The sequence below is a fragment of the Flavisolibacter ginsengisoli DSM 18119 genome (assembly GCF_900129295.1).
GTDB classification, from domain to species: domain Bacteria; phylum Bacteroidota; class Bacteroidia; order Chitinophagales; family Chitinophagaceae; genus Flavisolibacter; species Flavisolibacter ginsengisoli.
In genome coordinates, this window is sequence record NZ_FQUU01000014.1 from 74407 (window position 1) to 86196 (window position 11790).

Here is an 11790-nt window from a genome sequence, read left to right on the forward strand (position 1 = left end):
CAAATTAGTTAAAAACAAACATTCATAAAATGAAGACAATTACAATCGAAGGACAACTGAGGACCGAACATGGCAAGTCAGCCACCCGCCAGCTTCGCTCTCAGGATCTAGTGCCTGGTGTAATTTACGGGGGTGCGCAGGAGATTAATTTTTCTGCTCCTGCAAAGGCATTTAAGCCTTTAGTATATACACCAAGTTTCCAGTATGCAGATGTAACAGTAGATGGCAAAACTTACCGTTGCATTTTAAAAGACTTGCAATTTGATAAGGTATCAGACGAATTGATCCACGTAGATCTTTTGGAACTGGTAGAAGATAAGAAAGTTATCGCTACTATTCCATTGAAATATGTTGGTGTTTCTGAGGGTGTGAAAGCAGGTGGAAGAATGGTTGCAAAAATGAAATCATTGAAGGTGAAAACCTATCCACGTTACCTGAAAGAGCAGATAGAGGTAAATATTGAAAGCCTTGAGATCGGTGGTAACCTGCGTGTTCAGGATGTAAAGGAAGAGAATTTCGAGATCCTTAACTCTCCACGTATACCAATTGTATCAGTGGTAACTACCCGGGCCCTTCGCCAGGAAGAAGCAACTGCCCCTGCAAAAGGTGCAGCAGCAGCTACTCCTGCCAAGGCAGCTCCGGCTAAAAAATAAATGTACTTTCTTTTTGAAAAGATCCCTCCCCATAATGGAGGGATTTTTATTTAGAGCGAAAGCGATATTTGCATTTGATATGAAGTTTTTGATCGTTGGTTTAGGCAATATAGGTAATGAATATGCACATACGCGCCACAATATTGGGTTTGATGTTGTAATGGCATTTCTTACAAAACATGGCGCACAGTTAAAGCAGGAACGGCTGGCCTATATGGCCGAGGTGAAATGGAAAGGAAGAATTTTTGTTTGTATCTGTCCAACCACCTACATGAACCTTAGCGGTAAAGCAGTAAAATATTGGATGGATAAGGAAAAGTTAGCCATTGAAAATGTGCTGGTTGTTGTTGATGACCTGGCTCTTCCGTTAAGCAAAATAAGAATCCGGCCCGGAGGAAGTGATGCTGGACATAATGGATTGAAGAGTATTCAGGAAAGCCTTGGGACTACGGATTATCCAAAACTGCGTTTTGGAATAGGTAATTCATTTCCTAAAGGAATGCAGTCTGAATTTGTGTTGGGCAAGTGGGATAAAATTGAAGAACCTGTAGTTCAAATGAAGATTTTAAAATGTGTGGAAGTTATTGAAGCCTTTGCTACAATTGGTTTAACAAATGCAATGAATAAATTCAATAATGTGGAAATTCAATTGTAAATACTAAGAGTAATTAATTATTTTAGCGCCACGAATAACTTTCTCTTTAAGATCCTTATTTCTTTGTAAAAGCCATAAAATATATCGGATGACGGTCACAATGATTGGGTATCCCCTTGTATTTAACCAAAAACAACTTCTTTTATGAAGATATTTTGTGTAGGTCGCAATTATTCTGAGCATGCTAAGGAATTGAACAATGAGGTACCGGATGAGCCGGTAATTTTCATGAAGCCCAAAAGCGCTTTATTACAGCCTCACACTCCATTTTACTATCCTGAGTTTACCAATGAATTGAATTATGAATGTGAGTTGGTATTGCGTATTTCTAAGAATGGAAAATATATACAGGAAAAGTTTGCCAGCAAATATTATGATGCCATTTCTGTTGGCATTGACTTTACAGCCCGGGACATTCAAAACGAACTAAAGGCTAAAGGTCTGCCATGGGAAAAAGCAAAAGCATGGGATAATTCTGCTGTCGTTGGCAAATGGATACCTCTTGCAAATATCAAGAATAAGAAGGACATCAATTTTGGTCTGTATAAAAACAAAGAACTGGTGCAGAAAGGCAATTCCAGTGAGATGATCTTTGACTTTGATTATATAGTTTCCTACATTTCAAATTTCTTCTCTGTAAACATAGGTGACCTTGTGTATACAGGAACACCAAAAGGAGTAGGGGAGATTGTCGTAGGGGATGAAGTGGAAGCTTTTATTGAACAGGAAAACTTACTGACACTTGATGTGAAATAAAGAATCTTAGTACAAACAATCATTTGATAATAAATTTTGGCACCCATGGCAACATGGGTGTTTTTATTAAAGAAGCATCATAAGGGTAATGGTTCTAATTAAGTCTATATGATGGAGGTTGTAGCTTAAATTTGCTCGATTGAAGCTATATGATAGACCGAAATTTATTATTGAGAGCATACAGGTTGATGTACAGCGTTAAAGTAATGTCTGATACTTATGAAGCAAACAGGCAGATTACACGTTATGTGCATTCAACATCCAGGGGACATGAAGCTATCCAGCTGGCAACAGCTTTTCAATTAAATCCTTCCGATTGGGTAAGTCCTTATTACCGGGATGAGAGCATGTTATTGGGAATGGGATGGACACCTTATGAATTAATGCTTCAATTATTGACAAAAGGCGATGATCCTTTTACAGGTGGCAGAAGTTACTATTCGCATCCAAATTCAAAAGATAAAGATAAGCCCGGGATCATACATCAAAGCAGTGCTACAGGTATGCAGGTAATACCCACCACGGGGGTAGCCCAGGGATTGAAATACTTATCCCTGGTAACGGATTCTGAAAAGGTGCACACGGGAGTAATGTCTTCGCCAGCCAGCGAATATGTTTCAGAAGGGACAACTGGTAATGCTGATAATGGTGCTAGTTCAAAACATAAAAACTATGTGCATGGCTCCATTGTTATTTGTTCGCTTGGGGATGCATCGGTAACGGAGGGTGAAGTTAGTGAAGCCCTCCAGTTTGCTGTGCTAAAGCAATTGCCAATAATATACCTGGTGCAGGATAATGATTGGGGTATTAGTGTTACCGCTGAGGAAGGGAGAGCCATGGATGCCTATGAATATGCAGCAGGTTTTAAAGGACTTAACAGGATAAGGGTAGACGGAACTGATTTCTTTGAAAGTTATGAGGTAATGCAAAGGGTGATAGAGGATGTAAGACAAAACCAGAGACCCTGGCTGGTGCATGCCAAGGTTTGCCTGTTGAACCATCATACAAGCGGTGTGAGAAAAGAGTTTTACAGGAGCGATGAAGACCTGGCTAAACATGCTTTATCCGATCCCTTACCAAAATTCAGGCAACCAATCGTCAATGATTTTGGAAGGGAATATATTGAAGCCATGGAGAGACAAGTTGAAGCTGATATTGCCCGGCAGTTTGAAAAGGCTGTGGCTTCAGCGGACCCAGATCCAAAAGCTATAGAGGAATATGTATTTGTTCCTACACCAATAATTGAAGAAACCGGGGAACGGGCACCTTTCGGCAATAATAAAGTGATCATGGTGGATGCTGCATTATTTGCCATAAGAGAATTGATGGAGGATGATCCCCGTTGTGTTCTATATGGCCAGGATGTTGGTAAGCGCCTGGGTGGGGTTTTTAGAGAAGCTGCTACACTTGGTGAGCAATTTGGAGATAACCGGGTATTCAATACAGCTATACAGGAAGCCTATATTATTGGTTCCACTGTAGGGATGAGTGCAGTTGGTTTAAAACCAATAGTAGAAGTGCAATTCGGTGATTATATCTATCCTGGTTTTAACCAGTTGGTTACAGAGATTTCCAAGTCATGTTATCTTTCCATGGGTAAGTTTCCAATATCAACAATTATACGGGTGCCTGTTGGTGCCTATGGAGGTGGTGGACCATACCATAGTGGATGCGTGGAGTCCACTCTTTTAAGTATCAAAGGAATTAAAATAGCTTATCCATCCAATGCTGCAGATATGAAGGGGCTTATGAAGGCTGCCTACTATGATCCTAATCCTGTGGTAATGCTTGAACATAAAGGATTATACTGGAGTAAAGTGCCAGGAACAGAGGATGCTAAGACCATTGAACCTTCCAGAGATTATATCCTCCCTTTTGGAAAAGGCGCTATTGTGTTGGAAGCTACCAGGGAGCGTTTGGAAAATGGAGAATCTGTATGTATTATAACCTATGGGATGGGAGTATATTGGGCTAAGGCGGCTGCCAAAAGCTTTAATGGAGCTATTGAAGTAATTGACCTCCGGACATTGTTTCCCTTAGATGAAGAATTGGTATTCTCCCGGGTCAGGCTACATGGCAAATGCCTTGTACTTACAGAAGAACAACAAAACAATTCATTTGCTGAAGCACTGGCTGGACGGATCTCAAAAACCTGCTTTCATTACCTTGATGCGCCTGTTGAAGTAATGGGTGCTTTGAATATACCTGCAGTACCTTTGAACATTGGTCTTGAGGCTGCGATGTTGCCTAATGCTGAAAAACTTATTGCCCTGGTAGCAAAAATGTTGCGTTCCTAATTAAGTGTACATTCTAGAAAGGATATCCAATAGCTAAATTGTAGATCAGGTTATCCTTTCTCCATGATCTATCACCCGGGCTGATCTGGTTGGCTACCCATGGAGTTTTCTCCCATGGTTTACGTAGGGGGAAACCGAGGTCCAGTCGAATGACAAATAGTGTGATGTCAAGCCTGAGACCTACACCCGCATCCATTGCCAGTTGGCTTAAGAATTTGGATGTAAACTGGCCACCGGGCCTTTTAGTAAAACTGCTGTCATTTACAAGCCATATATTTCCTGCATCGAAAAATACAGCACCATATAATGGACCTGATATCTTTGGCCGGAATTCTGTATTGAATTCCATTTTGATATCTCCTGTCTGGTCAGGTATGAAAGTGGCAGAGTTTGGAGACCTGTAAACGCCGGGACCAACTGCACGGCTTCGGAATCCACGGAGACTATTGTTACCACCTACAAAAAATTGCTTTACATAGGGCACTTCCACTGAGTTGCCATAGGGATACCCAAATCCCAGTATCACCCTGTTGGCCCATGAAGATCCCAAGCCTACCTTTCGATAATAACGTCCATCTGCTTCAAACATCATATATTGAGCGAATGGAGCACCGTAAATTAGTTTTTCTTTACCTGCTTTGTAATTGGCACCAGTGATCAAACCAGCTATATTACCTGAAAAATCAACCCTGCCATTGAAGTAGTAGGAATTAAGCTTCTGAAGTCCATTTACCACCTCATTGTAGTTATACTGGTAATTGGTTCCTAAGATGAATTGACTCTGTATTGTTTTCTTTAAAATAGGGTCAGTTTTAACCAGCGAGTCAAATTTCTTGCTGACATTCAAAGCCTGGACATAGCTAATTGCAACAGGGTTGAACTCATGGGTTTTCTTAAGGCTTCTCTTGGCCACATATCCGTATTCCAGCCTATAGGAATTAAGTGTAAACAGCGATTTACGGTTTAGGATGTCATAACCCAAACGTATAGTTGTCCTGGGAGCAAACCCACCTTTATACCTCAGCGTTCTAAATGGAATTATAATATGTGGAATGGCAAGTGCAACTTCGGCGCCTGTTCGATAGGTATTGTAACCGCTTAAGGCTCCACTGAACTGGTAATCGGATCCTACATAAGCACTAAAACTGAGGTGTTCACCTCCTTTAAAAAAGTTACGGTTGCGCCAGCTTAGTCTTATCTCAGAACCATTTAGATTATTTGACCGGGAAGTTACGGTGACCTCAGCTCTTAATGATTTGGAAGGATAGGGGGTGAGATAATAAAAGACGTCTAGCTTAGGTGTATCAGCAAGAGGCTGAAAACGATTTTTGACAAATTTGAATAGGTCAAGATTGATAAGGCGGTTAAGGGTAAGGTTATGGTCCGTCCGGTTGTATACATCTCCCGGATAAAATTGCATTGATTCCTGGAAAAGTCCCGGGTGGAACCGCTTACTCTTATCGACCAGGTAATATCCTTTAAATAATTCCGCATCGCTGCGTACCGTATCCTCTTTTGCAGTATTAAGGCTATAATTGCTATAAATAAATACATCATTAATGGTATAGATCTGTCCGGCTACCTTAGGCATTTCAGGTTTAGCAGTTACATAAAGATCCACCTTATTGTTGCCAATCGTGCTGTCAGCTTTGATCAATAGAAATTCAGGGCTGAAATAATAAAATCCTCTTTCTTTCAGGAAGGCATCTATCCTTATTCGTTCTCCTTTAATAACATCCAGATCAAAGGGAGTACCCGTTTTGAGTAATGTTTTAGAAATGCTTTGCTGAATAGTTTGAGAAAGGTCGCTGCTATCTGAAGGGAAATGAACTGAGGCAATTAAATACTGGACACCTGTTTCGGCTTTATATGATGCGCTGGCTTTTTTTCTCCTGATAGAAGTATCGCCTGTAACCTTTGCATGGAAGTAGCCTTTATTCTCCAGGTGGTTCTGAAGTATAGTGACATTTTTATTTAAGTCAAGCTGGCTTAAGAGTACAGGTGGCTCTCCCCACTTATCCCTAAGTTTACCAAAGAAGGAGTTAGGTTTCTTATTATAAAAAAGATTGTAAAAGGAAAGCTTGAAGGGTATTATACCTAGTAGTTTTGAATTAGGCCTGGGGCGTGTTAATCCAGACAGGTCGCTTCTTAGAGTCTTCTTTTCACGCAAAGTAAGTTTAGGCCCGGTAACACTGACACTTGCTCCGGTATATAATTTATCATTGGCAGGTATATGACTTGTAGTACTGCATGCTGCCAGTACAAACCCTATAAAAATAAACAGGAAAAGATGGTAGTGAGATTTCATTGATTAGCTGCGTTTTGTTGTGTCCCTTCTGTAACCTTTATTTTTTTCCTATGTAACAGTTCCGAGAATTTATTATAATCCATATTGAATATAAAGCCTAGCCCGGTTTCAATTATATAACCATCTACTACGCCAACATATTCATTTTTCCTATAGAAACGTATCATATAGCGGCCATCCTTGCTTAGCTGGTAATTGACTGCAACATTGCCCGCTATATTGTTATTTTTTTGATTGCTGTTTTGTGGTCCTTCCAGCTCGAAGTTGCTGCCTACTGTTACCTGCAGGCGGTCATTTAAAAGTCTTTTACTTAATCCTATATTGAGGTCAGTACGGTTTCGGCGTTCTCCTGTAGTATAATCTTCAGTAGAAGCAACATCAAAGTTGAGGTCAACCCCCTGAATGAGTCCACCTGCCAGGCTGTTTAACTGTTCTGTCAATAATTTACTTACACTTTGACGCGCATATGTGCCTGCACTAAACCCACCTCCGCTTGACTGAAAAGGATCTTCTCCTACAAACCGACCTAATAATAGTAATGAGAACACTTGCTTATTGACCTCGCCCTGGTCTGTTCTTATCTGGGTCAACCTTGACTGTACCTGCGTAACTATATCATTGGAAACACCATAGTTCTTATTCTCTGGTAAGACGATGTCAAATGCTACTTTAGGTAACATTAGTTCCCCTGTTAGTGTCAGGTGTACCTCGAAAGGCAGTTTTTGCAGGTATGTGTTTCTTATAGCTGGTGTTGCAGCCGCTATCTGGTCCTGTACAAGATCCAGAGGTGAAGTATTGGCAATATAAATTGCTCTTACATCCAATTCTGCTGTAGTGGGGGCACCAGTCCAAATGATCTTACTTCCTTTTTCAATATCAAAGCGCCTTTTCAGGAAGTTGAAGGATAATTCATACGCACCTTCTTCAAGGGTGTAAGTACCTACCAGGGTTATTTTGCCACTGGGATCTATTCCAGAAGATAGTAATGCCTCACCTCTTACATTTAAAAAGTCTCCATTGGCTTCATCAACAATGATATTAAAAACAGCCTCCTTTTTAATCTCAAGGTTTACTGCTATATCCATTCCCAGTAAGCGTGAGTAATTCAAAGAGTCATAACGTTTGAAAAGTGAATCGTTTTCAGGTGCCTTCATATCCACAAATTCTACAACACCTTCTCTTTGCACAACGCCTGGCTCCGCCTGCGGAATCACAAGGCTTAGCGTTGTTCCATCATTCACACTTAAGGCACCATCTAAAACAGGCCTTTGTTCAGTACCTGAAAGGTGAAGGTCTGAACTGATATTCAGCCGACCGTAATAAATACTGTTGGGAAGTTTCTTACTATTAAGCAATAAAAAGTTATCTGCATTAACATAAAGGTTGAAACGGTAATTGATAAAATTATTCGTGTTAATAGAACCATTCAACGTAAGTGCATTATTTGCAGAATCTTTTATGGAGAAACTTTGGAAGGTAAACCCGTCTTCACTTACTGAAAGCTTTTCGTTGTCAATATTGAACTGGCTGCCCAACATGGTAAGTGCAAAGCTTGCCTTATTGAAATTAAGGTCACCTTTTATATCTGGATTACTTAAGTTACCTATCACCCTGATATCACCATTTACACTCCCGGATGCGTTGGTAAACACAGTGGCCATAGCACCTTGTATGGTATTTAGCTGCAATTGCCTGACGGCAAGATTCATATCAAGGACCACTTCTTTGCCTTTTTGTGTCATGCTTCCCACCAGGTTGATATCATTACCTCTTCCTGTTATAGTTGCATTGGCATTATATCTTATGCCATCGCTTGTATTGACAAGAAAATGTGCATTGCCTATCGTATCCTTATTCATACTAAGGTCATTGATAGTAAGGTCACTGGTAAAAACAGGAGCTTCAAGAAGGTTTTTAAAAGTAACATTTCCATTTATTACACCATCTGCTACCAGGGAATCTGATTTTATAAAGCCGGTAATGGTAGCTAATCGAAAATCTTTGAAACTTACCTGCAATGGGGATGGGCTGTTCCCAGACAAACTGGCAATGCTCAATTGCTGAGTGCCTTTTTGCAATACAAAATTTGTTGCTGAAATATTGGTAGTGCTGAACGTTAATAGGTTGTCTTGTGGCACTGTCCACTTATCATAATTCAATAATAGGCTATCAGGCCGGAGCTTGAGCGAATAAGTTCCAGGCGCGGGTTGATTGAATATACCACTTAGGTAGTATTTGTTTTTGTTAGAAATATCATTAATCCCCAGCTTAAAATCAATAACATTATGAAGAGCAGTGGCATCAATGCTCGTGTTGTACACATCGAAAGCATTGCCGCTTTTTAAATGTGCTACGTTTGCAGTAATTCTTAAACCAGTGACAGAAGTATTCGCCTGAACAACGAGATCACTCATTTGATTGCCATTATAAGTGATTTGGTTCGTTGTCATTTTAGCTTGCATTCCCCTTACATTAGAAAAGCTCCCTTCTGCATAAATGGTGTCCATAGCCGTTAAACCTGGAACAAAGGTGCTCAGTATAGGGTCATAGTTTACATTGATAGAGAATGTAAAATCATACGGCTTTACTGTTGCCACCTGGGCTGGAGCTTCTACGGAAAAATAGGGTTGTATGGTGCTTTGTATGATATTGCCGAGATCAGAAAACCGGTATTGACCATTCAATTGTGCATTGGCAATACCACTGGAAAAGCGCATGTAGTTTGCAGAATCACTTCGGCCCGATATTAATTGTACACTATCTAAGGGCAACCTGCTGTTGCCAGATACCAATAATGCTCTTGTGATCAATATATTGGCATCCAGGTAATCTGGATTCAGGTTGGCAACAGTTCCGTCTATCTGTCCACGGAATATTACTGGCTGCGTAGCAAAATGCAAGGGAAGTAATTTTATGCTATCCACCATCCCATTAACTTTAAATGAAGTAGTGCTGCCAAAGTTGCCGCTGGTGGTAAGATTCATATCAGCATTAGGATCATTTATATCAGCAACGGCCGTGAAGCTTGTGCCTTTAAGCGTTCCCGAGACATTAATATTATGGTATTGATAATTATTATATCCAAGACTGTTTAGATCAGCTTTAAATTTAGTATCCATGGTTTTGGGAGTTATACCCTTTCCATTCACACTAAAAACTCCGGAAACCGTTCCAATGGTGGCTTGTTGCCTCAGGATAGAACCTATTCTTAAACCATTTGTACGAACATTCGCATTATAACTTATGGATGAAGGTGACATAAGATTAGCAAAACTGCCAACAATGGCAAGAGAACCTGCGGTGGAGTTAACATTTAGATTGGTATTTAACTTGCCGGAATTGCCATTGATCGTTCCTGTTATATCAAATGCTTCAGGAAGATTTACCTGCGCATTTGAAAGCCTTTGGCCTGTAAACAGGGCTATGTCTGATTGGGTAGTGTGAAATCTGTTTATAATAAAATTGCCTCCTGCCTGCGCGGGGTTCATTACTCCCACAAGCGTACCTTTTGCATCTATTTGTGTATTTCCTAAACCAGAAAATTGCAGTGTTTCAAAATACAACCTGTTTAAAGTACCACTACCAATCACATTTAAATTCCAGATTTCATTTGGGTTGGATAATGCTGGATTAGACCGTAATTGAGGTGCAAATACCAAAATATCTTTTACCTGCACATGGCTGTTTAATAATTCAATGTTGAAAACTGTTTCCGCTGGTTTTTTCTTTAAGGCATCCAGGGAAGCATATTCAAGTACCAGGCTTTTTTGGATATCTGTGCCAGGAGTTTTTATATAAAGATCCTTGAAGTAGGTTTGATTATTAGCATACAAAAGATCTCCTTTAAATTCCTGCAAGTCAAACCCGCTTTTTTCCTTCATAGTACCCGCTGTAATGGTAGCTCTTACAGAATCTGGATTTAATACAAGGTTTTCGGCATGTAGGGTAATGTCATTAGCGAGGATGTGTGCATAATCCATCCCATGCGAAATAGGTTGCTGGGCATCATTATCAAAACGAACAGTATTATTGTCTATAGAAAGTTTATCAATTTTGAAATCCCATCCCTGTGTTTTCTGGGCAACCACTTCCTGTGAAACCTCCTTTGTTATCACATTAGCAGTTTCTTGTTTACCCAGCCGTACAACAGACTTTGTATTTTTAAGGCTAAGTTCATCCAGGTAGATCTTGTTGTTCTGCAAATCAACTAGACGTGTGTCCGCCTTTAATTGACCTATTGAAACTGTACTGTAAAATGCTGATATGTCATTATCAAATTGCACATTGATCTTGGAAAGATCAATAGTACCTAATGTCAATTTATAAGGTACAGGTTGAGAGGCATCAGCAAGATCTTTTGAAAGGGGTTCTGATTTAACAAGTGGCTTATACTGTTTAACTGTTGCCTGCACATTCCTTGCAATAATTGAGGGTATGTCAAAATGGTAGGTATATGGATCTAAAGTATCTATCGTTGCTGATAGATTGCCGATATGGGCAAACATGTCATTTCCTGTAATATCATCTCTAAACTTTAGCCTGATATTATCCAGGGCAACATCACTTATACTTAATTTAAGAGGGGCTGATTGTGCAGTGTCAGGGACTTTTGTTTTTTCACTTACGAAAGCATCTACAATAAACTGGTAGTTAAATAGCGTATCAGGAGCTATCCTTTTAATTTTCGCCGTAATGTTCTGCAATTCTATATCCTTTATCTGGACCTCATTGGAGAACAGCTTCAGGAAATTAATATGTGATTTTATAGAACCGCCAGATATGAGGGTATCTTTTGTTTTATCCTCTATGTATACGTCCTGCAGATTAACTTTCCCTGAAAGGCCAAAAGATATACTACCGATATTAACCTTGGTTTTTAACTTGTTCTGCAGGTAATTTTCTGCCTTACTGGTCATAAAGCGTTGAACAGGAGGAGTAAGTACCAGTAAAAAAATTACAATGATAAATAAGAAAAGGAACAGGATGATCTTTAAAATGATCCTGGCAATCTTCGCAGGGTAGTTTATTTGTTTGCTTTCTTCTTCCATTAGTGAGGTAATCAGGCTCAGTCATGTTCGCAAATAATAGGCCTTGTTATAGAACGCTCCCATCCTCACAAAT

At 39.9% G+C, this 11790-nt stretch carries 6 protein-coding genes; 4 read left to right on the forward strand and 2 right to left on the reverse strand.

Going from position 1 to position 11790, the window contains the following annotated elements:
- The first annotated feature begins 29 nt into the window (after positions 1-29).
- The 4 genes from BUA53_RS15350 (at position 30) to BUA53_RS15365 (ending at position 4361) form a co-directional block, all read left to right on the forward strand.
- On the forward strand, positions 30-653 hold the full coding sequence (locus BUA53_RS15350; protein ID WP_072836278.1) for a 50S ribosomal protein L25: 624 nt from the start codon (positions 30-32) through the stop codon (positions 651-653).
- Positions 654-732: 79 nt separating this feature from the next.
- A complete protein-coding gene (gene pth / locus BUA53_RS15355; protein ID WP_072836326.1) occupies positions 733-1308 on the forward strand; it encodes an aminoacyl-tRNA hydrolase in 576 nt (191 codons plus the stop codon).
- 144 nt (positions 1309-1452) lie between these two features.
- Positions 1453-2064, forward strand: a complete 612-nt coding sequence (locus BUA53_RS15360; RefSeq protein WP_072836279.1) for a fumarylacetoacetate hydrolase family protein — start codon at positions 1453-1455, stop codon at positions 2062-2064.
- Positions 2065-2213: 149 nt separating this feature from the next.
- Positions 2214-4361 (forward strand): alpha-ketoacid dehydrogenase subunit alpha/beta, encoded by a 2148-nt coding sequence (locus tag BUA53_RS15365; protein WP_072836280.1) that lies wholly within the window; start codon positions 2214-2216, stop codon positions 4359-4361.
- A 13-nt stretch (positions 4362-4374) separates the two neighbouring features.
- Here the strand turns inward: BUA53_RS15365 and tamL are convergent, their stop codons facing one another.
- Both tamL and BUA53_RS15375 read right to left on the reverse strand, forming a co-directional pair.
- Positions 4375-6669, reverse strand: a complete 2295-nt coding sequence (tamL, locus tag BUA53_RS15370) for a translocation and assembly module lipoprotein TamL (RefSeq protein ID WP_072836281.1) — start codon at positions 6667-6669, stop codon at positions 4375-4377.
- Entirely contained in the window at positions 6666-11717 is a 5052-nt protein-coding gene (locus BUA53_RS15375; protein WP_072836282.1) for a translocation/assembly module TamB domain-containing protein, read from the reverse strand. The genes tamL and BUA53_RS15375 overlap by 4 nt, the downstream gene beginning before the upstream one ends.
- Positions 11718-11790 lie beyond the last annotated feature (73 nt).